Below are 20,601 nucleotides of genomic sequence, written 5' to 3'. Positions count from 1 at the left end.
ATCACCGTCCAGTTGCGGGTCGCCTCGACAACCGCATGGCTGTTCTCCCGGTATCGCTCCAGGAACGACCCCAGCGACCGACGATCGTTCTTCACGCGCCCGGATCGTAGCGTCTTGCCGACGGAATCTTGCACGACCAGGTGGCTGTAGCTTTTGTGGTAATCCACGCCGATGTGATAATCATAAGGTGCAGTCACGCTTTGCTCTCCTTCACTGAGTTCGCGAAAACCCAGGAAAGGTAAGCCAAACGGCGCAAAGCGTGACTGTCCTAAGATCATCTGCATCTCAGAGATCCGTTCTCTCCATGGACGTGGCCTCTTTCATGCCACCTCCTTTGCGAGTGGGACGCGCGGCGCGGCGTGCCCGGATTCAGGCGCCGGCTTCAGTGAGCAGTTTCATCTGGTCGTCCGAGAGCGTCAGGTTGCCGGCGGCGATGATCGCGTCGAGCTGGTCGATGCTGGTGGCGCTGGCGATCGGCGCGGTGATGCCCGGCCGCTGGATAAGCCAGGCGAGCGCGATGGAAGCAGGCTCGGCATTCGTCTCGACGGCCACCTCATCGAGAGCGGCAAGGATGCGGTATCCCTTGTCGTTCAGATAGGTAAGCGCGCGGCCGCCGCGGGCCTTGCCCTCTGCATCCGTCCTGTCGCGGTATTTGCCGGTCAGGAAGCCGGAGGCGAGACCGAAATAGTTGATGACGCCGATCTCTTCCCTGAGGCAGAGTTCGGCAAGCGGTCCTTCGAATGAGTTCCGCGTATAGAGATTATATTCTGGCTGGAGCACGTCGTAGCGGGGCAGGCCGGCCTTGCCTGCAGCGTCGAAGGAGTCCTGCATCATCCCGGCATCGTAATTCGAGCAGCCGATCGCGCGGATCTTGCCCTGTTCCTTAAGCTTTGCGAAGGCGCCGAGCGTTTCCTCGTGAGAGGTGGTCTCGTCGGGCCAGTGGGCGAGATAGAGGTCGATATAGTCCGTCTGCAGACGACGCAGCGAATTGTCGGCTTCTTCGAGGATCCATTTGGCCGAGAGGTCCCGCTTTCCCTGACCCATATCGGATCCGACCTTGGTGACGATGATCGCTTCGTCTCGCGAGCGGCCGCTTTTCTTTAGCCATGCACCGATGATCGCCTCGGACTCTCCACCCTGATGGCCGGGGACCCAGCGGCTGTAGGCGTCGGCGGTGTCGATCGTATTGAAGCCTGCATCGAAAAAACGATCGAGCATGGCGAAGGAGATTTTTTCGTCTGCGGTCCAGCCGAATACGTTGCCGCCGAAAACGACGGGCGAAATGGAAAGACCGGTCCGGCCGAGTGCGCGCAGCTCCATGACATTCTCCAAAATTTCTAAATAAGCGGGGGTGGGTACGGGAAAGGAACTTGAGATTAACGGATGTACCGCCGCCGACCAGCCTCTATTTCGATCGCCAGATCATTTTTTCAAGCGCGAGTAACCCTCGCGTCCATTGCGCCGGCCGGAGGGGCCTCATATGGTGCGGCCCCGCAATGTGTTGATGGAGGGCCTTATGCTGCGTTTTGGAATCCTGTCGACAGCGAGGATCGGCCGCGAGCTGGTGGTGCCGGCCATTCAGGATGCTGAAAACTGCGTGGTGACCGCGGTTGCCAGCCGCGATATCGCCAAGGCCCGCGCCATGGCGGACCGTTTCGGCGCGCCCCATGCCTTCGGCTCCTACGAGGAGATGCTGGCCTCGGATGTCATCGACGCCGTCTATATCCCGCTGCCGACGAGCCAGCATGTGGCGTGGTCGCTGAAAGCGGCGGAAGCCGGCAAGCACGTGCTATGCGAAAAGCCGATTTCTCTGAAGGCTGCCGAAATCGAGAAGCTGATTGCTGCGCGCGATCGCCACAAGGTGCTGATCGCGGAAGCCTTCATGGTGACCTATGCGCCGGTCTGGCTGAAGGTGCGCGAGCTTCTGAAGGATAAGGCGATCGGCGAGCTGAAACATGTGCAGGGCGCCTTTACCTATTTCAACCGCGACGCTTCCAATATGCGCAATATCCCGGAGCTTGGCGGCGGCGCTTTGCCGGACATCGGGGTTTATCCGACCATCACGACGCGCTTCGTAACGGGTGCCGAACCCGAGCGCGTGCAGGCCGTCACGAGACGGGATCCGGAATTCGGCACCGATATCTATTCGAGCGTCAAGGCGGATTTCGGTTCTTTCGAAATGACTTTCTACGTGGCGACCCAGATGGCCGGCCGTCAGGTCATGGTTTTCCATGGAACGGAAGGCTATATCGAGGTGAAATCTCCCTTCAACGCCGATCGCTGGGGTGCGGAAGAGGTCGAGCTCACCAGCCAGAAGCACGACGTTTCCCAGATCTTCCGTTTCCAGGACAGCCGCCAGTATCGCAGGCAGGCGGAAGCGTTCGCGCGTGCCGTCAAGGGCGAACCGGCCGAGGTGGTGACGCTCGAGAACTCGCTGCTGAACCAGCGGTTCATCGACGCTATCTATCGCGCAAGCGACCATGATGGTTGGGAAAAAGTCTAGGGCTGTCGGTTCTTACTGGCGGAAAACAAAGCGCGAATAACCGAAGAAGCTGTAGAGCATGGCCGCAAGCGACGCGAAAACGATCGCCACAACGGGCTGCAGGAATGGCGCGCGGTAGAGAAGCAGGGAATAGACGGCATAGTTGAGGAGCGCCGACGTGACGCCCACCGCCCAGTAACGAAAACCTTCGGCGGCCAGTGAATGGCGGGAGCGGCCGAAGGTGCGGTTGCGGTTGATGAACCATGTCCAGGCCATGGCGGCCATGATTGCCGGAACGCGGGCCGCAAAAGGGCTGAGCCCGATGACGGTGATGAGGAGGTGAGTGAGGGCGGCATCGACCAGAAATCCGCTGCCGCCGGCAACCACGAACCAGAAGAGCCGTTTCATGCAGCACTCTTGTCGGTTCTGCCGCGTTTATCGGAAAGGGTTTTCGGCTGCGGCTGCGAAGACGTCTCGCGTCGGGGCAGGTTCATGTAATGGATGCGGAGCTGTTCGGCGCGGGCGCGCGAGACGGAATCGAGGATCAGCGCTGCAGTAAATATCAGCAGGGACATCAGCATCAGCACCAGGGAGAAGACCCAGGTGGGCATGCGCTCGACGAGGCCGGTCTGGAAATAGGCAACTAATACAGGCGCCATGAAGATCATGCTTGCCGCCATGAAGGCGCTGCTGATGATGCCGAAAAAGGCGAACGGCCGCGTTTCCTTCATCAGCATTGCGAACATCCAGAGGATCTTGAAACCGTCCCTGAACGTCGAAAGCTTGGAATGGGAGCCTTCCGGCCGCCGACCGTAGTCGAGTTCGATCTCGCAGACCGGCAATTTGAGCCGGGAGGCATGGACTGACATCTCGGTCTCTATTTCGAAGCCGCCGGAAACGGCGGGAAAGCTTTTGACGAACCGCCGCGAGAAGGCGCGGTAGCCGGAAAAGATGTCGGTGAAATCGGATCCGAAGATCGTCCGGTAGAGGAGATTGAACAGCCTGTTGCCGACTGCATGGCCCTGGCGCCCGGCATCGGCATGGACGCCGCGACGGGTGCCGACCACCATGTCTGCGCGCTCCGTCCGCAGCGTGCGGACCAGCTCTTCGGCGTCCTGCGGTGCATAGGTGCCGTCGCCGTCGGCCATCACGTAGATGTCGGCCTCGATATCGGCGAACATCCGCCGCACCACATGACCCTTGCCCTGCCGCCGTTCGCGCATCACCTCCGCGCCGGCAAGCATGGCCTGAAGCGCCGTGCCATCGGTGGAATTGTTGTCGTAGACATAGACGCGGGCTCGCGGAAGCGCTTCCCGGAACCCGCGAACCACGGAAGCGATCGTCGTTGCTTCATTGTAGCAGGGCAGCAGGATGGCAATATCCGGATGGCCTGTCAGCGCGTCGGTCATGATTTTCACTCGATACACGGAAAATCCAACGCAGGAACTGACTGCGCCGTCGGCTTTACTATTTCTTGGGAAGGTTAAGGCTACGTTTCCGCCACCTCGCGAGATGACAACTTCCCGGATGAATATGGCGGAAAGCACGATGGACAGGCCCGGTGGAATTGTGGCGGATCGGCTGGCCGCGCCGTTGTTCTCCAGGTTATGGCCCTCGGTCGCAGTCTATTGGCTCGTGACCGCCGCGATGAGCCTCCTCATTTTTCTTCCCAGAAGTACCGACTATATCGGTCGCGACAACGACGATGTCATGCGACTCGTCGAGGTGCGCGATCTTCTGGCCGGGCAGAACTGGTTCGACCTGATGCAATACCGCCTGGGGCTTGCGGAAGGCACGCTGATGCACTGGTCGCGTCTGGTCGATCTGCCGATCGCCGGGCTGATCAAGCTGTTCTCGCTGTTTCTGGAGCCGTTGCAGGCCGAAGCTGTTGCGGCGACGCTCTGGCCGTTCCTGCTGATGCCTTTCCTGCTCTTCCCGCTCGGCCTTGCCTGCCGGCGACTCGGTGGCGCGTCCGCCATGCATGTCGGGCTCGGGCTTGGCGCGATTTTCATTTTCACCTGCGTGCGCTTCTCCCCCGGCGCGCTGGATCATCACAACGTCCAGCTTGTCCTCGCCATGTGGATCGCCGCCATGCTGGTTGATCCGCAGAAGAGGGTTTCGAGCTACGGAGCCGCGGCCTTCGCCTGCGCCCTCGCGATAGCGGTCGGTGCCGAAACAGTGCCGCTCGTGGCCATTGCCTGCGTCATTGTCGCGCTGCAGTGGCTGTGGCATGGCGAGGCATTTGCCCGTTCCGCCCGAGCCTTCGGCCTTTCCCTGACCCTGTCGATTTCGGCCTTTTTCTTCCTGACGGTACCGCCGCGTTCCTATGGCGTGGTTACCTGCGACAATCTCTCCTTCGGCTTTTATACGCTTTCGGCGCTAGGGGGTACGGCACTTTTCCTCATGGCGAGCCTGCCGAGAACGCCCCCGCGAGCCGGCCGCTTGATGTTGGTCGCGATAACCGGCGGCCTTATCCTTCTGGCGGCTGTTCTCGTCGCGCCGGCCTGTCTTGGAGATCCGCTCGGATCGCTGGACCCCATGCTGGTCGAGTTGTGGCTGAAGGCCGTGAGCGAAGCGCGTCCATTTCTGACTGAGATGGCTGCCGAACCGGGTGTTGCGGGCGGCTTCTACGCCGTGGGCTTTTTTGCGATCGTCATATGTCTGTGCCGCAGCCTCAGAGGTGAGGCGGTGGAAATCCATATCATCCTCGCTGCGCTGGTCGGTGTCTCGTGGGGCGTGGCGTTGGTGCAGGTGCGGGGTGCGTTCTTTGCCAATATGCTGAGCATCCTGCCGTTGTCGCTGCTGATCGCCGACCTCAGACAGCGTGCTGCAGCCAGACCAAAGCATATCGGCCTTGCGCTCGGTTACATAGGCACCGTTTTGGCTTCCGTGCCGATCATCTGGGCTTTTGGCGGTGTGATTGTGATCAACGGCTGGAGAGACGGCTTCGACGTTTCCGCGCTTTCCCAGCCGGGAGAGCCCGATGCGTCCGGTGCCGAGACGGGCGAGTGCGGCAGCGCCGCAGACATGGCAAGCCTCAATAAACTCGACACCGGTGTGGTCGCAGCCCCGTCGAACAGCGGAGCGGATATTCTGCGTTGGACGCCGCACAGGGTCCTGTCTGCCCCCTACCATCGCAATCAGAAGGGCATGCTGACGGAACTGCACATCGGCCTCGCCCAGCCAGCGGAGGCCGAGGCCTTCCTCAGAGGGGCAGGTGTGACGATTGTCGCTTTCTGTGAGACCGATCCGCAGACCCGGAGCCTGATCCGCCTGAAGGCCGACGGCTTCTATGCGGGCCTCGCACGCGGCGCGGTTCCGGGTTATCTGCAGCCGGTGGGCGAAATCAGGAACGGAGGCTTTCAGTTCTATCGGGTGCTGCCGGCAGGCGGTTGAACTGAAAAATCGGTCAGGCTCAGGTAGCGCGCAAACGCTTGGCGATGAGAAGACAGGCCAGGAAATTGATCAAGCCTGCATTATAGCCGAGCATCGCGATGAGGAGATTGAGATAGGACGCTGGGCCGGGCGAGGTGATCGTCGCGAGCGCGAAAGTCACGACAATCAGGAACGCCACAAAGGCCATGGAGAAGGCGGACCGCATCATGGCGGCACAAACGCCTATCGATGCAGCGGTCAGAAACAGCACCTCAAATCTCCGTTTTGCCCTGTATTGCCGGGAGGATATGAGGCACGTCCTAAGAAATGCTTACCCGCCTTCGTTCAGAAATTCCCGGCATCGGGCGAAAATGGCTCGATCTGGGCCACAGCAGAATCCGATAACCTGGCCGCGACCGCGTCAGGTAGGACGTATGGCCTCAATGCGCGCGGGACCTCACCCTTCCAGACGAGGTTGATGTAGTAGCCCGACAGGGGAGATGTCAGCGCAACCACCTCACCTTCGAACGCAGCCGTCTCGCCAGTGGCTTCACTGAGGGTCCCGTCGCCCGGAATGGCATCCGCTCGGAGACCGACCGCGCTCAATACGAAAACCGCCTGGGACCTATCCTGGAAGCGAAGCAACAGGCGTTCAGGCTGCATAAGGGGCCATCGTTATCAAAGCAGCCAGGCGATCTCGGTAAATGTCGCTCCATGCCATTGTCGCTCTCCTCTGCTCCCCGGAGCGGACAGGTCATTCTCCAGGACAAGATGTGGCCGAGACAAAAAAAGAAAAGGCGCATGATAAGCAGGCGAGCGCACCGGTCAACGAGAGCGGCGCGACTGAGGCGCCCAAGGGAATCGCCTTGAGATGAGCTATTTTGGATTTGATCGTCCACGGTTCTGTGGTTACGGCAGTGATGAATTTGCCGGCCATATCCTCTAGAAGGAAGAAATGAACAGCCTGATCCCCAACGATTCGCCGACGAACCTGACCGAGTTTTCGGTGTCGGAGCTTTCGGGCTCGATCAAGCGCACGGTCGAGACCGCGTTCGACCATGTGCGGGTGAGGGGCGAGATTTCCGGATACCGCGGCCAGCATTCGTCGGGGCATGCCTATTTCTCTCTCAAGGACGATCGGGCGCGCATCGACGCGGTGATCTGGAAGGGCACATTCCCCCGCATCAAGTTTCGCCCCGAGGAGGGTATGGAGGTGATTGCCACCGGCAAGGTCACCACATTCCCCGGTTCGTCGAAATACCAGATCGTCATCGAGAACCTCGAACCCGCAGGCGCGGGCGCGCTGATGGCGCTGCTGGACGAGCGCCGCCGCAGGCTCGCCGCCGAAGGATTGTTCGACCAGAGCCGCAAACGGTCCTTGCCGTTCCTTCCGCATGTCATCGGCGTCGTGACCTCCCCGACGGGGGCGGTGATCCGCGATATCCTGCACCGTATTTCCGATCGCTTCCCGGTGCATGTCATCGTCTGGCCGGTGAAGGTTCAGGGCGAGGGTTCCGGCGACGAGGTGGCGGCAGCCATCCGCGGCTTCAACGCGATCGAGCCGGGCGGCCCTGTAAGGCGGCCGGACGTGCTGATTGTCGCCCGCGGCGGCGGCAGCCTCGAGGATCTCTGGAGCTTCAATGACGAGGCGGTCGTGCGCGCAGCGGCCGATAGTCGGATTCCGCTGATTTCGGCTGTCGGCCATGAGACGGACTGGACGCTGATCGACCACGCTGCCGATGTCCGGGCGCCAACCCCGACCGGGGCTGCCGAAATGGCGGTGCCGGTGAAGGCTGATCTGGATGCTCAGATAGCGAATTTGACCGCTCGCCTGCGCGGCTGCGCCACCCGGCAGATGGACCACCGGCGGCAATCGTTGCGGGCGCTCGTCCGGGCGCTTCCTTCGCTCGACCAGTTGCTGGCTTTGCCACGCCGCCGGTTCGACGAGGCTGCCGCCGGCCTCGGTCGCGGGCTGGAGCGTACCACCGTCGTCAAACGGCGCAGTTTCGAGCGCGTTTCCTCCGGCCTGAGGCTCGACCTGCTCACCAACAGGCTGGCCCAGCAACGGCAATTGCTGGCGGACCGGCTCACGCGCAGCGAGCGCTGCCTGGAACGTCAGCTGCTGAAGGAGCATAATCGGCTTTCTAAGGCAGGCGCTTCATTGTCCGCCTTGCCGCCGCGGCTGCTCGGCCAACTGGCGCGCGAACGCCAGCATCTGGTCTCGCTTGGCCGTCATGCCGATACGGCCATGTCGCATACGCTCCTCCGCGGTCGCTCTGCGATTATGGCGCAGGATAGGGTGCTGCAGTCGCTTTCCTACAAGAACGTATTGAAACGCGGCTTTGCGGTCGTTCGCGGCGAGGACGACAAGCCGCTTACGCGCGCCGCCGGGATCGGCGAGGGGCTTGGTGTATCGCTGGAGTTCGCCGATGGCCGGATCGCCGCGATCACGGGCGGTGAGGGCGAGGCAACTGGTTCGACCCCGCCCCCCCAGGCGAAGAAACGGCCTGCCAAGGCCGAAACCGCGGGCGGCGCCCCGAAGCAGGGCAGTCTCTTCTGATGCACGTGCTCCTGGTTTTGGCCCATCCCTTGCCGGAGAGTTTCGCAGCCTCCGTTGCGCGGACGATACGGGAAACGCTGGAGGCGAATGGCCATACGGTCGACCTCCTTGATCTTTACGCCGAGAACTTTGATCCACGGCTGACCGAGAAAGAGAGGCGCCGCTATTTCGATGTGCCTTACGACACCTCCGATGTCGCCGATCTGGTTGCAAGGTTGCGTCAGGCCGAAGCGTTGATGCTGGTCTTCCCGCAATGGTGGTTCAACCTGCCGGCGGTGCTGAAAGGCTTCTTCGACCGCGTTTTCGCTCCCGGCGTGGCATTCCGGCATGACAAGGACGGCGGCAGGATCGTACCGCTTCTCACCAATATCCGCCACTTTTGGGCTTTCACGACGACCGGTTCGCCGTGGTGGGTCGTCCGGTTCTACATGGGCGACCCGGTGCGGCGGCAGCTCAAGCGCGGTATCGCCATCTTCTGTAACCGGAAAGTCGATTTCCGCATGCTGGCCCTGCACGACATGGACCGTGCGACCGACGGCAAGCGCAGGCGGCACCTGGAACGCGTGAAGGCCGCGCTCCAGGATTTCCGGTAGATCTCAGCGAATCCGCATCCCCGCCTTCTCGTCGAAATGCAGGGGCTTGTCGAATTTCTGCAGCGGCGCTTCCGGGACTGAGCCCACCGTCACGCCGTACTGCCAATCCGGCGGGCAGATCGCGATGTAGCGGGCATAACCGCCGACCCCGCCGCCGAATTTGGGATAACCGATCGCCACCAGCGCGCCCGTTTCCGGTACCTTGTCGAGATTGGCCACGCCTTCGGCCTGCGCGAAGCCATTGTGCATTAGCCAGTGCTCGCCTTCGAGTGTCGGCGTTGTATCCGTATCCAGCGGCTCATGTCCGTGAAAAAGGATCTTTCGTTCCAGATGCAGGAACTTCAGTGCGTCGAGGGAAACGCCGGGGAAGGGACGGGTCGTGGAGAGCGAGGGATCCGGCCACTTCTTGTACCAGCCGGATCGCACGAAGACGACGGAGCCTTCCGGAATGCGCCCGTGCTTTTCTTCGAAACCCGTGATGTCGGCGACCTGCAGATGATAGCCCGCGTCGGCCTTCACCTTATCTTCGATATTGATGACCACGAGCGGCCGCACCGCATAGGTCGCAGGGATTTCATCGATAGCAGCATATTCAGGCGCCCAGTGGGCCGGCGGATCGAGTTGCGTGCCGAGCTGATCGGTTGCGAGATTGTAGGTGGAGGCGTTGAAGCCATGTTTCTCGTAGGTGAAGGTGTCGCCCTTCTTGGCATAACCTTCGAGATCGGCGCCGGCTGCAGCCTGCCCGAAGCTCGATTTTCCGAAGCCTGCCCAGACAGGGATGTCTGGTGTGATGGTATGCGTGAGATCGACGTATTTGGCGCCTTTCAGCGTCTCGTTATAGACCTTCCACAGCCCGGGCTCCTCGGCAAATGCAGTGGTGATCGGCGCAATATATAGAAGCGCTGCAGCAATCGGCGCAGCCAGACGAACAAATGAGCTAAACATCGCGACTTCCCTTTTTGGCTTTCGTCATCGTCAGCCGGAACCTGGAATATGCCGGCACTCTCAATCTCCTGCCGCAACGGAGGAAAAGTCAACTTCGGACCAGACACGTAAATGCAACAGAAACGTGTTACCTTCGCACGGATACAATGGGAGGGGCACATGAGATTGGCGGCATTCAACGTTGAAAACCTGTTCGACCGCGCCAAAGCGATGAACCTCGAAACCTGGGCCGAAGGTAGAAAGGTGCTGGAGCAGTTCGCCGAGCTGGACAAGCGCCTGGGGCAGGTAACATACAGCCCTGCGGACAAGGCGCGGATGGCGGAGCTGGTTGTCGAACTCGGCATGGAGAAGAGCGACACCGGCCCATTCGTCATTCTCAGGCGCAATAGAGGCAATCTCCTCAAGCGGCCGAGGACCGGTGGTGTTGTGATCACCGCAAACGGACGGTTCGATTGGGTGGGGTCACTCGAATTGCGTGATGAGCCAGTGGACGAAGAGGCCATGCGAAACACCGCCCGCGTGATGCACGACATCGAAGCGGATGTTCTGGGCGTTGTCGAGGCCGAAAGCCGACCGGTTCTTTGGGCTTTCAACAACCAAATTCTCCCGGCGATCAACGGCAAGCCTTATCGGCAGGCGATGGTCATCGACGGCAACGATGATCGCGGTATCGATGTCGGCATCATGACGCGCGAGAACTACGTCATAGACATGATGCGCAGCCATGTGGACGACCGCGGTGCGAATGGAGACCCGGTCTTTTCCCGCGATTGCCCGGAATATTACATCACGACCCCGAGGGGAACGAAGCTGGTGGTTCTGGTCAACCACTTCAAGAGCAAGGGTTTTGGCAGCGCTCAATCCTCCGACGCACGCCGCAAGGCGCAGGCGGCCCGGGTTGCAGAGATCTACGAACAATTGCTGTCCGCCGGCTTCGAACACATCGCCGTCATCGGCGATCTGAACGACACGCCGGACAGCGCGCCGCTGGCACCCTTGATGCAGACGTCGCTCAAGGACGCCTTCGTTCATCCGCAATTCGACGACGGCGGCTATCCGGGAACCTTCGGGCTCGGCAATGCCGACAACAAGATCGACTATCTTCTGCTTTCGCCCAAACTCTTTGAGACGGTGGAACGGGGCGGAGTCTTCCGCAAGGGCGCCTGGCCGGGATCAAGGCCGAAGCGCTGGGACACCTATCCGCAGGTCACAAGCCCGGAGCAAGCGGCATCCGACCATGCCGCCATCTGGGTCGATCTGGATATCTAGGGTTTTCAGGCCCACTCACCCTTGCGCATGACCGCGACCCTAGAGCCGTCAGCTCGGATGCCGTCGATATCCACCTGGTTGGATCCGATCATCCAGTCGATGTGGATGAGGCTGGAATTGCCGCCTTGTGCCTTGATCTGCTCCTGGCTGAGCGAGGCGCCGTCGAGGAAGCATTTCGAATAGCACTGGCCGAGCGCGATATGGCAGGAGGCGTTTTCGTCGAACAGGGTGTTGTAGAAAAGCACGCCGCTTTTGGAGATCGGCGACGAATGCGGCACCAGTGCCACCTCGCCGAGCCGCCGGGCGCCGTCGTCCGTGTCCAACACCTTGTTCAGCACCTCCTCGCCCTTTGAAGCCTTGGCCTCGACGATCCGGCCGGCCTCGAACTTCACCTGGATGTTGTCGATCAGCGTCCCCTGGTGTGACAGCGGCTTGGTGCTCGACACATGACCCTCGACCTTGAGCGCGTGCGGCGTGGTGAAGACCTCTTCGGTCGGAATGTTCGGATTGCAGGTGATGCCGTTCTTGGCGGTGGAAGCTCCGCCGTGCCACTCGTGGTCGTCGGCAAGGCCGACCGTCAGATCGGTGCCGGGACCGGTGAAGTGGAGGGCCGCGAATCGCTCGCCATTCAGCCAGGTCGAGCGCTTCTTGAGATTGGCGTTGTGTTCCGCCCACGCCGTGATCGGATCGGCGACATCGACGCGCGATGCCGCAAAGATCGCCTCGGCGAGTTTGCCGACGGCGACATCGTCGGGGACATCCGGAAATACCTGGCGAGCCCAGGAGGGATTGGGATAGGAAACGATGTTCCAGTTGATGTCGAAATTGGCGATCTTTTCGAGGGCCGGCTTGTAGGCCATCGAATTGGCCTTGTTGGCGCGGGCTACCTTGGCGGGGTCCTGAGCCGCGAGCAGCATCGGATTGTCTCCGGAAATCGCAAGCCGCGCCGCCCCATTCGCATAGGCCCTCGCCATGCCTTCGTAGAGCCAGTCGGAGGCCTTGTCGAAGCTGGCGTCTGGGGCATGCTCGTAGCGGGCAAGCGTCGTCTCTTCGTCGGAATAGAAGGTGGTGACGAGGCCCGCACCGGCCTTGTAGGCATGTTTGGTGATCAGGCGTACGAGCGGCAGGGCCGGAAGTGGTGCCGTGATCACCAGATCCTGACCCCCTTCGAGCCTGAGCCCCACTTTGACGGCCACTTCCGCAAGCTTTTCGAGTTTCTGAGGATCGACGACGGTCTGAAAATTCGGCACGATTGTCATGGATGGCCCTCTGCTTTCTCTATCCGGTTCCTGAAACTTAAAGAGCTTTGGGGCGAAAATGAAGACGCGAGCCCGAGAAACCGGCTCAGGGCTTCATCTTGGAATCCGCTACCCTTGCCGCAGCGCGGCTTCGAGCGCTGCAATGTTATTTGCATGGACGTCCTCGTAAGGCGCGAAATAGATCACCGCGCCGGAGGCGATCTCCTCGGCGACGAAGGAACGGAGCGACGGCTCGACTGGTTTGCCGGCGGCGAAAGCGCCCGCCACCCGCTGAAGATAGGCATGGTTGGCGTCGATCAGGCTTGGTCCATAGCCGCCGGAGGCGATACGATCCGCATCGCCATGCGCTGGCAGTACTTTTCCGATCGGCCAGTCCCGCATTCGCGCGAGTTCGGCGATATGGGTTCCGATCTCGGCCGCTTCCGAAATATAGGTGATCGTATCCTCGAGCGTATCGCCGGCAAACAGCAGCTTTTCATCCGGCAGCCAGAGCACGTTGCCATCGGCGCTGTGGATCGCGAAGTGATGCAGTTCCACATTGCGATGGCCGACCGTGAATTCGAGCCGTCCTTCGAAAACCGTTATCGGCATGACGAACGGCTGGATCGGCGGATTGGCGTTTTCGATCTTGTCGCGGTTCTGCTCGAGTTTCTCCGCGGTCAGCCGCAGCGCGATGATCTCACAATCGGCAAATACTGCATTTCCGGCGATGTGATCCTTGTGCCAGTGGCTCAGCACGACGCGGATCCTGGTGACGCCAAGGCCTTGCAGATGATGCCGGATCGCCTGGGCATGCTTGATGGAGATGTGCGTGTCGTAGACCAGCGCCTCGTCCCGGTCGATCAGGGCATAGGAGGCAATGCCGAGAGAATAGGCGCCGTCGTCCAACCAGTTGGCCGCTTGCGCATGGAGCCGCTTGCCCGCGACGCGGCCGTCGTAATAGGCGAAGATGCCTGGATAGGGTTCAAGGATGCGAAGCGTCTCGGTCATTTCAAGCATCGCAAGCCTCATGCGACCAATGGGGCGGCAACCGCCTTCAGCACATCGCGAGCGGCCTTTGGATCAAGCCTGACCTGCAAGCCGCGCTGCCCGCCATTGATATACACGTGCGGCTCGTCGAGCGCAGCGATTTCGATTGCCGTCGGAACCACCTTCTTCTGACCGAAGGGACTGATGCCCCCGACATGATAGCCGGTGGCGCGCTCCGCCTCGGCAGGCTTCATCATCGCGGCCGACTTGCCGCCGAAGGCCGCGGCGAGCTTCTTCATCGAAACCTCACGATCGGACGGCACGACGACGCAGACCGGCTTGCCGTCCACCTCCGCCATCAGCGTCTTTAGCACCCGGCAAGGCTCCTCGCCGATCGCTTCGGCCGCCTGCAGGCCGATCCGGTCGGCATTCGGGTCGTAGTCATAGGTGACGGTCGTGAAGGCGACACCGGCCTTCTGAAGGGTCTGCGTGGCACGCGTTGTCTTCGACATGACTTCAGTTCCCGCCGAACGCCTCTTCGTAGATCTCGGGTTTGAAGCCGACGATCAGCTTGCCATCGGCTTCCAGCACCGGACGCTTGATCATCGAAGGCTGAGCAGCCATCAAATCGATCACCTTCTGGCGGTCAAGGCCGGCCTTGTCGGCGTTATCGAGCTTCTTGAAGGTGGTTCCCGCCCGGTTCAGTACGGTTTCCCAGCCGGCGCGGCTGGTCCAGTCTTCCAGACTGGAGCGCTCGATACCGGCGATCTTGTAGTCGTGAAAGTCATAGGTGACACCTCTGCGGTCGAGCCATTCCCGCGCTTTCTTCATCGTGTCGCAGTTCTTGATGCCGTAGATCGTGATCGCCATCGAATACCCCATGTGCCGAGAGGGATCGATATCAACAGGCACCCTCCTCATGCAAGTCGTTGATCTGGCTCAATCGGCGTTATGTGACGGTTGCATGGCTCCCCTGTGCTGTTGTGCGTTGCACAAACGAGGGTCCGAGCTCATATTTTAGCGGAAAGAAAAGGAGAGATTGTCATGATCGCACAGAAGAAGAACCGTGGCGCATTTGGCCGGGCCTTTGCCGTCGTCAGCGCCGCAATTGCAGTTTCGGCTGCCGTAGAAAACCATCGTCGCCCGAAGAGCCACGATCTTAACACCCTCGGCATCGACCCCAAGGCTTTTGATCAGCTCGTTTAACTGGCTTCCGGCGAAACAGCCGCGAGTGTAACGGCTTCATCCGAAAGTATAGTTTCGCGCGCATTGCGCGCGGAAACTGTCCGTTAACCATAGCTATCCTATTATCTCCTAATATTTTGGAGGTTGAGGTGAGCGGGCAGGTCCTGAAAATAGCCGAGCGGCCGGATGCGGACGCGCTCGATGCCGAAGTCCTGAAGAATTCCGTCGTAAAGCTGGCTGGTGAGGCTTCGGCTCTCGGTCTCCACCTCGTCGATATCGCGGGTGTTGTACAGGATACCGCCGCCCAGTCTTCGCAGCATGCAGCGCTTCTGGGGCGTCTGACGCAGTCGGCCCAATCGATCGCCGAAGTCAACGGCCAGATCGCTCGCTCACTGCATGAATCCGATGAATTGACCACAAGCGCCCGCCAGGTTCTGGGCGCGCAGGCCGAGCAGCTTTCCGGTTCCGTCACCGCCATCGATCATATGGTCAATGCCTCGCAGGAGATCGGCGCGGAAATCAAGCTATTTTCCTCCGCATTGGGTGATGTCGGGCGGCTGGCGGATGCGATCGGCACGATTGCCCGGCAGACGAACCTTCTGGCGCTTAACGCGGCGATCGAGGCGGCGCGCGCAGGCGATGCGGGCAAGGGTTTTGCGGTGGTTGCGGCCGAGGTTCGGGCGCTGTCGCTGCAGACCTCTCAGACGACCAGTTCCATTCAGGCGACGCTCGACCAGCTGAACAGCCGCATCGACCGGCTTGTGGCGGCCGGCGAGGGCGCAAGCCGCTCCGCCGAAGGCGTGAAGACGACTGCGATGAAAGTGCAGGGCTCCTTCAAGGGCGTCGAAGACGTGATGACACGCATCCTCGACAACGCATCCGCGTTGGCGGGCACCACCGAAACCGTCGACCGGCAATGCGGCGAATTCGCCTCCTCGATTGCCTCAGCTGCCAGCGCGATCCTGAAATCCAACGATCAGCTTCAGCAGACCTCCGCCCGTGTCGGCGATATGGTGACGATTTCCGAACGGATGATCCAGGCGACCGCCAACGCCGGCGTCGAGACGCCGGACAGTCCCTACATCCGGCAGGTGATAAAGCTTGCCGCCGACGTCTCGACCGCTTTCGAAGCAGGTGTCAGATCGGGCCGCATCGACATGGCCTCGCTTTTCGACCGGCAATATGCGGCGATCCCCGGCACGGATCCTGTTCAATACATGACCCGCTTTACCGAGTTCACGGACGCGGTCCTGCCGCCGATCCAGGAAGGCGCGCCGGAAGCCGACGAACGGATCGCCTTCTGTGCCGCTGTGGACGAAAACGGCTATCTGCCGACCCACAATCGCAAGTTCTCGCAGCGCCCGCGTCCCGGTGATCCGACCTGGAACACCGCCAACTGCCGCAATCGGCGCATCTTCAACGACCGCGTCGGGCTCGCCGCGGGCCGCAACAAGGAACCATTTCTGCTGCAGACTTACCGCCGCGACATGGGCGGCGGCCAGTTCGTGCTGATGAAGGACATTTCCGCGCCGATCACCGTGAACGGCCGTCATTGGGGTGGCCTGCGCCTGGCGATCCGGGTCTAAGCCCGCGCTGCCTCCAACGTGGAACTCTCTTCATAGGCTGCATCAAGCCTGGCGATGTCGATCTTCCTCATCGACAGCATCGCCTCCATGACCCGGTTGGCCCGCATGGCATCGCTGTCGGTCAGCATTTTCGGCAGTCTGGCGTAGTTGACCTGCCATGCGAGCCCGAACCGGTCGGTCAACCAGCCGCAGGGCTGTTCCTGCCCGCCTTCGGCGAGCTTTTCATAATATGCGTCGATTTCCTCCTGCGTCTCGCAATGGATGAGAAAGGACACCGCGCCGTTGAACTTTGCCCACGGCCCGCCGTTGATCGCGGCAAAGCTCTGGCCTTCAAGCTCGAAACCCATGGCCATGACCTGCCCCCTGGGCCGCGGTCCGGCATCGCCATAACGAGAAACCTCGGTGATGCGGGAGTTTTCGAACACCGATACATAAAAATTGACGGCTTCTTCCGCATTGTCTTCGAACCAGAGATGCGGAACGATCTTGTGCTTCTCGATGGCCATTTTTCTCTCCTCTATCGGGTGACGTTCTTAGAACGTGGCGGAACCAGCCGATCCGACATCGCTCCGAAAATATTTATGCCTTTAGGCCATCAGTCTCAGTTGTTCGAAGCTTGGTGGGTAAGGTACGGCTTTCGGATCGAACGCCCATCGACCGAGTTCTTCGTGGCGGGTCTGGCCGTGATAGCTATAGACGAGCATGAATTCGCCGGAGATCCACGCGTAGTTGCGCGTGAGAGGCAGGGGTTCGATATTCCTGCAATCATAAGCAAGCGTTACATGCGGCATGAGCGCGCTCGCCTGAAAACTCGGAAGATTGTGTTGTGCCAAGGCACGCCCGAGCATCCTCACGAACTGGCCAACCATGGCATTGCCCTTGGGACGATAAAGGGCAAGATGGCGACTGTTGCCAAACAAGCCGGCACTGTCGAGGGTTATTGGGATCGGTCGCGCCTGAATGCCGGCCGCGATCGCCCTGGCTCTCTCGATCAACCGTGAAGGAGGTTTGTCGAACCGCCCCATGCAGAGCAGGCTCATATGCAGGAGATGTGGCGGATAAGCGTCCCGTCCGCGCTGAACCGCCAGATGAGTTGCGGCATCCTCATGCATCCGCAAGGCCACGGGGTTTGTAGGCCGCAGGACGAACATCAGACTGCTTTCCGGTCGGGCAGGGAAAACCGGCATCGACGGCCATCCGTCGCTGCCGAACAGCGGCAGCTGGTCGGTCGCAACTTTCCGATTCGTCCCCCTGCTTCCCATCTCCGTGCTCCGATTTGAGTTGGACGCAGATTAAAGGGATCGATGCCTCTAGTAAAGAACAAAAGAAGAACGTTTGCGCCGGCGACGTCGGCGAGGTTTTCGTGAGGATAGTCTCCTTCGAAGTAAGAAACGGGTTGAAACTCTTTGGGCGAAGGACGATTTTGGAAGGATCGACATGTGGAGGTCTGCCCATGGCTACGCATCAATATCTCGTTTTTGAAACGGCCGGCGGTTTCTGCGGCATTGCGTGGAACGACAAGGGGATCACGCGCTTTCAGCTCCCCACGAAGGCGGCGGAGTCGACGGAACGGCTGCTTCTCCGTCGCCTGCCGATGGCGAAGCCGGGACAACCGACGGTAAAAATCCACGAAGCCGTGGAGGCGGTGAAGCGGTATTTTGCCGGCGAATCGGTGGATTTTTCACGCTTCACGCTGGATCTCGACGATCAGGACGATTTCTTCAGGGAAATTTATTCCGCCGCCCGGCGGGTGGGCTGGGGCCATACCACGACCTATGGCGCCATCGCCAAGGAATTGGGGGCAGGCCCGCAGGCTGCCCGGGATGTCGGCCAGGCAATGGCAAGGAACCCCGTGGCGCTGATCATTCCTTGCCATCGGGTGCTTGCCGCCGGCGGCAAGCTGGGCGGCTTCTCGGCGCCCGGAGGCGCCATGTCCAAAGCACGCATGCTCGAGCTGGAAGGCGTCAGGCTCGGCCCGTCGGAACCGGCCCAGCAATCGCTCGGCTTCTAGGCCCGGAACGCGTGTCTTCGCGGAAAGGGCGACCCGATGTTCAGGTCGCCTTTGCACTCGCGTCGGTTGACACAGAACAACCTGTTGCAAGGGCAGGCATGGTAGAAAGCGGGAAAGGAGGAAGGACATGCCTGCCGCCGCCGCCAAAGCCCAATTGAAAGAAATCACCGTCGAGGAATATGTCAAGCTCAGGAGCCTGATCGATAGGATCGGCGAAGAGCAGGCGATGAGAAAACGCGAAGACGATACGTCCATCAAGGACGTCGTCGCTCACCGGGCCCATTGGATCGAACTGTTCCTTGGCTGGTATCGTGACGGCCAGACCGGGCAAAAGGTCGATATTCCCGCGAAGGGCTACAAATGGTCCGACCTCAAAACCTTCAATGCCGACCTGCGGGCAAGGCAGGCGGATCTCAGCTGGCTTGACGCGCGGGCGTCACTGGAAGGCTCTCATCAGAGACTTCTCGACTTCATCGATCGTCACGACGACGATGATCTTTATGCTGGTCCAATGAAAGGCGGAAACAGCCCGTGGACGACCGGGCGCTGGGCTGAGGCGGCCGGCCCGTCGCACTATAGATCGGCTGCGAAATGGATCCGCGCTTGCCTCCGGTCAGACCTGTCTGGGAACTGATCTTCAGCGCGAATGTTCATAGCACCCGTCAAGCGATTTCATCCCGCGCCAGTGGGTGAAAGACGTTGCTCCAACTGAGCCGACGGTCGTCTGCTATCCGTCGGATTTGGATACTCCCGGTTAAGCCGAAATCATTCCCACTCGATCGTGCCGGGCGGCTTCGACGTCACGTCATAAACGACCCGGTTGATGCCGCGCACCTCGTTAATGATGCGGGTGGCCGTACGGCCGAGGAAGTTCATGTCGTAGGGGTAGAAATCCGCCGTCATGCCGTCGACCGAGGTGACGGCGCGCAGTGCGCAGACGAAGTCGTACGTGCGATAGTCGCCCATCACGCCGACCGTCTGCACCGGCAGAAGCACGGCGAAAGCCTGCCAGATCGTGTCGTAGAGGCCGGCCTTGCGGATTTCGTCGAGATAGATCGCGTCCGCCTTGCGCAGGATCTCGAGCTTTTCGCGGGTCACGCCGCCGGGGCAGCGGATCGCAAGTCCCGGACCCGGGAAGGGGTGGCGACCGACGAAACGGTCCGGCAGGCCGAGTTCGCGGCCAAGCGCGCGGACCTCATCCTTGAAGAGTTCGCGGAGCGGCTCGACGAGCTTCATGTTCATGCGCTCAGGCAGGCCGCCAACATTGTGATGGCTCTTGATCGTTACGGACGGGCCGCCGGAAAAGGAGACGCTTTCGATCACGTCCGGATAAAGCGTGCCCTGGGCGAGGAAGGCGGGTGCGCCTTTGCCGTCTTCGGCAATCTTGTTGGCTTCCGCTTCGAAAACCTCGATGAACAGACGACCGATCGTCTTGCGTTTCACTTCCGGATCAGAGACGCCGGCAAGCTCCGTCAGGAACAGGTCGGAGGCATCCACATGCACGAGCGGAATGTTGTAGTGGTCGCGGAACATCTTGACCACTTCCTCCGCCTCGTTGAGGCGCATCAGGCCGTGATCGACGAAGACGCAGGTGAGCTGGTCGCCGATCGCCTCGTGGATCAGCACTGCCGCGACCGAAGAATCGACGCCGCCCGAGAGGCCGCAGAGCACGCGGCCGGAACCGACCTGTTCGCGGATCTTGCGGATCATCTCGGCGCGATAGGCCGCCATCGTCCAGTCCGACTTCAGCCCGACGATCTTGTGCACGAAGTTGGAAAGCAGCTTCGCACCGTCAGGCGTGTGCACCACTTCAGGATGGAACATGGTCGTGTAGTAGTGCCGGCTCTCGTCGGCGGCGATCGCGAAAGGCGCGTTCTCGGACGTCGCGATGACCTCGAAACCTTCGGGCAGCTTGGTGACGCGGTCGCCATGGCTCATCCAGACCGGATAACGGTTACCCGTTTCCCAGAAACCATCGAAGAGCGGGCTCTTTGCCCTGATCTCCACGTCGGCGCGTCCGAACTCTGCTGCGTGACCGCCTTCCACCTCACCGCCAAGCTGCAGGCAGAGCGTCTGCTGCCCGTAGCAGATGCCGAGGATCGGAACGCCGGAGTCGAAAACTGCCTGCGGCGCACGCGGGCTGCCTTCCGAGGTCACGGAGGCCGGACCACCGGAAAAGATCACGCCCTTGGGCCGAAGCTTCTCGAACGCGGAGGCCGCGTTCTGGAACGGATGGATTTCGCAGTAGACGCCGGATTCGCGGATGCGACGCGCGATAAGCTGCGTCACCTGGCTGCCGAAATCGATGATGAGGATGCTGTCGGGATGAGCTGCCAAGGTCGTGTTTTGGGTCATGGCGAGCCTTTA

The 20,601-nt window shown here is 60.9% G+C and carries 22 protein-coding genes and 1 pseudogene; 9 read left to right on the top strand and 14 right to left on the bottom strand.

Annotation, left to right across the window (positions count from 1 at the left end; translation table 11 throughout):
- Both EDE05_RS02690 and EDE05_RS02685 read right to left on the bottom strand, forming a co-directional pair.
- A pseudogene (locus EDE05_RS02690) lies at positions 1-284 on the bottom strand (IS110 family transposase); the annotation flags it as partial.
- Positions 285-369: 85 nt separating this feature from the next.
- Positions 370-1,320 carry an aldo/keto reductase gene (locus EDE05_RS02685; protein WP_134099855.1) on the bottom strand — a complete coding sequence of 317 codons (951 nt, stop codon included), beginning with the start codon at positions 1,318-1,320 and terminating at the stop codon, positions 370-372.
- Positions 1,321-1,516: 196 nt separating this feature from the next.
- Here EDE05_RS02685 and EDE05_RS02680 point away from each other — a divergent pair, with 196 nt between their 5' ends.
- Positions 1,517-2,503, top strand: coding sequence for a Gfo/Idh/MocA family oxidoreductase (locus tag EDE05_RS02680; protein WP_134099853.1), 987 nt, complete (start codon positions 1,517-1,519; stop codon positions 2,501-2,503).
- 12 nt (positions 2,504-2,515) lie between these two features.
- Here the strand turns inward: EDE05_RS02680 and EDE05_RS02675 are convergent, their stop codons facing one another.
- Both EDE05_RS02675 and EDE05_RS02670 read right to left on the bottom strand, forming a co-directional pair.
- On the bottom strand, positions 2,516-2,890 hold the full coding sequence (locus EDE05_RS02675; RefSeq protein WP_105370376.1) for a GtrA family protein: 375 nt from the start codon (positions 2,888-2,890) through the stop codon (positions 2,516-2,518).
- A complete protein-coding gene (locus EDE05_RS02670; RefSeq protein WP_134099850.1) occupies positions 2,887-3,891 on the bottom strand; it encodes a glycosyltransferase in 1,005 nt (334 codons plus the stop codon). Before EDE05_RS02670 ends, EDE05_RS02675 begins: the two co-directional genes overlap by 4 nt.
- A gap of 139 nt (positions 3,892-4,030) precedes the next feature.
- On the opposite strand from EDE05_RS02670, the gene EDE05_RS02665 reads away from it, so the two are divergent.
- On the top strand, positions 4,031-5,878 hold the full coding sequence (locus EDE05_RS02665) for a hypothetical protein (RefSeq protein WP_245519846.1): 1,848 nt from the start codon (positions 4,031-4,033) through the stop codon (positions 5,876-5,878).
- A gap of 19 nt (positions 5,879-5,897) precedes the next feature.
- Here the strand turns inward: EDE05_RS02665 and EDE05_RS02660 are convergent, their stop codons facing one another.
- Together EDE05_RS02660 and EDE05_RS02655 are read right to left on the bottom strand one after the other, a co-directional pair.
- Entirely contained in the window at positions 5,898-6,128 is a 231-nt protein-coding gene (locus EDE05_RS02660; RefSeq protein WP_105370379.1) for a hypothetical protein, read from the bottom strand.
- Between the two features lie 74 nt (positions 6,129-6,202).
- Positions 6,203-6,520 (bottom strand): hypothetical protein, encoded by a 318-nt coding sequence (locus EDE05_RS02655; RefSeq protein ID WP_134099845.1) that lies wholly within the window; start codon positions 6,518-6,520, stop codon positions 6,203-6,205.
- A gap of 292 nt (positions 6,521-6,812) precedes the next feature.
- On the opposite strand from EDE05_RS02655, the gene xseA reads away from it, so the two are divergent.
- Entirely contained in the window at positions 6,813-8,417 is a 1,605-nt protein-coding gene (gene xseA / locus EDE05_RS02650) for an exodeoxyribonuclease VII large subunit (protein ID WP_134099842.1), read from the top strand.
- Positions 8,417-9,010: an NAD(P)H-dependent oxidoreductase gene (locus tag EDE05_RS02645; protein WP_105370382.1), complete on the top strand. Its 594-nt coding sequence runs from the start codon at positions 8,417-8,419 to the stop codon at positions 9,008-9,010. Before xseA ends, EDE05_RS02645 begins: the two co-directional genes overlap by 1 nt.
- Positions 9,011-9,013: 3 nt before the next feature.
- Here EDE05_RS02645 and EDE05_RS02640 read toward each other — a convergent pair whose 3' ends face one another.
- Positions 9,014-9,955: a cyclase family protein gene (locus EDE05_RS02640; RefSeq protein WP_134099839.1), complete on the bottom strand. Its 942-nt coding sequence runs from the start codon at positions 9,953-9,955 to the stop codon at positions 9,014-9,016.
- A 159-nt stretch (positions 9,956-10,114) separates the two neighbouring features.
- Here EDE05_RS02640 and EDE05_RS02635 point away from each other — a divergent pair, with 159 nt between their 5' ends.
- Complete coding sequence (locus tag EDE05_RS02635; protein ID WP_134099836.1) at positions 10,115-11,224, top strand: endonuclease/exonuclease/phosphatase family protein; 1,110 nt, start codon at positions 10,115-10,117, stop codon at positions 11,222-11,224.
- 5 nt (positions 11,225-11,229) lie between these two features.
- Here EDE05_RS02635 and EDE05_RS02630 read toward each other — a convergent pair whose 3' ends face one another.
- The 4 genes from EDE05_RS02630 to EDE05_RS02615 all read right to left on the bottom strand — a co-directional run bounded on the left by EDE05_RS02630 (position 11,230) and on the right by EDE05_RS02615 (position 14,322).
- Entirely contained in the window at positions 11,230-12,483 is a 1,254-nt protein-coding gene (locus EDE05_RS02630) for an aminopeptidase (protein ID WP_134099833.1), read from the bottom strand.
- A 108-nt stretch (positions 12,484-12,591) separates the two neighbouring features.
- The gene (locus EDE05_RS02625) at positions 12,592-13,482 is read right to left on the bottom strand and encodes an MBL fold metallo-hydrolase (protein WP_134099830.1); all 891 of its coding nucleotides are present in this window, start codon (positions 13,480-13,482) and stop codon (positions 12,592-12,594) included.
- An 8-nt stretch (positions 13,483-13,490) separates the two neighbouring features.
- The gene (ybaK, locus tag EDE05_RS02620; RefSeq protein ID WP_134099827.1) at positions 13,491-13,964 is read right to left on the bottom strand and encodes a Cys-tRNA(Pro) deacylase; all 474 of its coding nucleotides are present in this window, start codon (positions 13,962-13,964) and stop codon (positions 13,491-13,493) included.
- A 4-nt stretch (positions 13,965-13,968) separates the two neighbouring features.
- Entirely contained in the window at positions 13,969-14,322 is a 354-nt protein-coding gene (locus EDE05_RS02615) for an ArsC family reductase (protein ID WP_134099824.1), read from the bottom strand.
- A 174-nt stretch (positions 14,323-14,496) separates the two neighbouring features.
- Between EDE05_RS02615 and EDE05_RS26690 the strand changes: the two genes are divergently transcribed.
- Together EDE05_RS26690 and EDE05_RS02610 are read left to right on the top strand one after the other, a co-directional pair.
- A complete protein-coding gene (locus EDE05_RS26690; RefSeq protein ID WP_165924078.1) occupies positions 14,497-14,658 on the top strand; it encodes a hypothetical protein in 162 nt (53 codons plus the stop codon).
- Positions 14,659-14,786: 128 nt separating this feature from the next.
- A complete protein-coding gene (locus tag EDE05_RS02610; RefSeq protein ID WP_112802387.1) occupies positions 14,787-16,223 on the top strand; it encodes a methyl-accepting chemotaxis protein in 1,437 nt (478 codons plus the stop codon).
- On the opposite strand, the gene EDE05_RS02605 is transcribed toward EDE05_RS02610, so the two are convergent.
- Both EDE05_RS02605 and EDE05_RS02600 read right to left on the bottom strand, forming a co-directional pair.
- Complete coding sequence (locus EDE05_RS02605; RefSeq protein WP_134099821.1) at positions 16,220-16,729, bottom strand: VOC family protein; 510 nt, start codon at positions 16,727-16,729, stop codon at positions 16,220-16,222. The genes EDE05_RS02610 and EDE05_RS02605 overlap by 4 nt on opposite strands.
- Positions 16,730-16,810: 81 nt before the next feature.
- Complete coding sequence (locus EDE05_RS02600) at positions 16,811-17,485, bottom strand: 2'-5' RNA ligase family protein (RefSeq protein WP_134099818.1); 675 nt, start codon at positions 17,483-17,485, stop codon at positions 16,811-16,813.
- Positions 17,486-17,670: 185 nt separating this feature from the next.
- Here EDE05_RS02600 and EDE05_RS02595 point away from each other — a divergent pair, with 185 nt between their 5' ends.
- Together EDE05_RS02595 and EDE05_RS02590 are read left to right on the top strand one after the other, a co-directional pair.
- Positions 17,671-18,234, top strand: coding sequence for a methylated-DNA--[protein]-cysteine S-methyltransferase (locus EDE05_RS02595; RefSeq protein ID WP_208325199.1), 564 nt, complete (start codon positions 17,671-17,673; stop codon positions 18,232-18,234).
- Between the two features lie 127 nt (positions 18,235-18,361).
- Positions 18,362-18,868: a ClbS/DfsB family four-helix bundle protein gene (locus EDE05_RS02590; RefSeq protein WP_134099812.1), complete on the top strand. Its 507-nt coding sequence runs from the start codon at positions 18,362-18,364 to the stop codon at positions 18,866-18,868.
- A gap of 131 nt (positions 18,869-18,999) precedes the next feature.
- On the opposite strand, the gene guaA is transcribed toward EDE05_RS02590, so the two are convergent.
- Positions 19,000-20,589: a glutamine-hydrolyzing GMP synthase gene (gene guaA / locus EDE05_RS02585; RefSeq protein WP_134099809.1), complete on the bottom strand. Its 1,590-nt coding sequence runs from the start codon at positions 20,587-20,589 to the stop codon at positions 19,000-19,002.
- Between the last annotated feature and the right edge of the window lie 12 nt (positions 20,590-20,601).

This window comes from Neorhizobium sp. R1-B, from assembly GCF_004368875.1.
Classification (GTDB): domain Bacteria; phylum Pseudomonadota; class Alphaproteobacteria; order Rhizobiales; family Rhizobiaceae; genus Neorhizobium; species Neorhizobium huautlense.
This window is presented reverse-complemented; position numbering and strand designations above follow the sequence as displayed.

What these genes read in the sequence shown, in the direction of transcription:
- EDE05_RS02685 (WP_134099855.1), bottom strand. Translation starts at nt 1,320, where the DNA reads ATGGAGCTGCGCGCACTCGGCCGGACCGGTCTTTCCATTTCGCCCGTC.
- EDE05_RS02680 (WP_134099853.1), top strand. Translation starts at nt 1,517, where the DNA reads ATGCTGCGTTTTGGAATCCTGTCGACAGCGAGGATCGGCCGCGAGCTG.
- EDE05_RS02675 (WP_105370376.1), bottom strand. Translation starts at nt 2,890, where the DNA reads ATGAAACGGCTCTTCTGGTTCGTGGTTGCCGGCGGCAGCGGATTTCTG.
- EDE05_RS02670 (WP_134099850.1), bottom strand. Translation starts at nt 3,891, where the DNA reads ATGACCGACGCGCTGACAGGCCATCCGGATATTGCCATCCTGCTGCCC.
- EDE05_RS02665 (WP_245519846.1), top strand. Translation starts at nt 4,031, where the DNA reads ATGGACAGGCCCGGTGGAATTGTGGCGGATCGGCTGGCCGCGCCGTTG.
- EDE05_RS02655 (WP_134099845.1), bottom strand. Translation starts at nt 6,520, where the DNA reads ATGCAGCCTGAACGCCTGTTGCTTCGCTTCCAGGATAGGTCCCAGGCG.
- xseA (WP_134099842.1), top strand. Translation starts at nt 6,813, where the DNA reads ATGAACAGCCTGATCCCCAACGATTCGCCGACGAACCTGACCGAGTTT.
- EDE05_RS02645 (WP_105370382.1), top strand. Translation starts at nt 8,417, where the DNA reads ATGCACGTGCTCCTGGTTTTGGCCCATCCCTTGCCGGAGAGTTTCGCA.
- EDE05_RS02640 (WP_134099839.1), bottom strand. Translation starts at nt 9,955, where the DNA reads ATGTTTAGCTCATTTGTTCGTCTGGCTGCGCCGATTGCTGCAGCGCTT.
- EDE05_RS02635 (WP_134099836.1), top strand. Translation starts at nt 10,115, where the DNA reads ATGAGATTGGCGGCATTCAACGTTGAAAACCTGTTCGACCGCGCCAAA.
- EDE05_RS02630 (WP_134099833.1), bottom strand. Translation starts at nt 12,483, where the DNA reads ATGACAATCGTGCCGAATTTTCAGACCGTCGTCGATCCTCAGAAACTC.
- EDE05_RS02625 (WP_134099830.1), bottom strand. Translation starts at nt 13,482, where the DNA reads ATGCTTGAAATGACCGAGACGCTTCGCATCCTTGAACCCTATCCAGGC.
- ybaK (WP_134099827.1), bottom strand. Translation starts at nt 13,964, where the DNA reads ATGTCGAAGACAACGCGTGCCACGCAGACCCTTCAGAAGGCCGGTGTC.
- EDE05_RS02615 (WP_134099824.1), bottom strand. Translation starts at nt 14,322, where the DNA reads ATGGCGATCACGATCTACGGCATCAAGAACTGCGACACGATGAAGAAA.
- EDE05_RS26690 (WP_165924078.1), top strand. Translation starts at nt 14,497, where the DNA reads ATGATCGCACAGAAGAAGAACCGTGGCGCATTTGGCCGGGCCTTTGCC.
- EDE05_RS02605 (WP_134099821.1), bottom strand. Translation starts at nt 16,729, where the DNA reads ATGGCCATCGAGAAGCACAAGATCGTTCCGCATCTCTGGTTCGAAGAC.
- EDE05_RS02600 (WP_134099818.1), bottom strand. Translation starts at nt 17,485, where the DNA reads ATGGGAAGCAGGGGGACGAATCGGAAAGTTGCGACCGACCAGCTGCCG.
- EDE05_RS02590 (WP_134099812.1), top strand. Translation starts at nt 18,362, where the DNA reads ATGCCTGCCGCCGCCGCCAAAGCCCAATTGAAAGAAATCACCGTCGAG.
- guaA (WP_134099809.1), bottom strand. Translation starts at nt 20,589, where the DNA reads ATGACCCAAAACACGACCTTGGCAGCTCATCCCGACAGCATCCTCATC.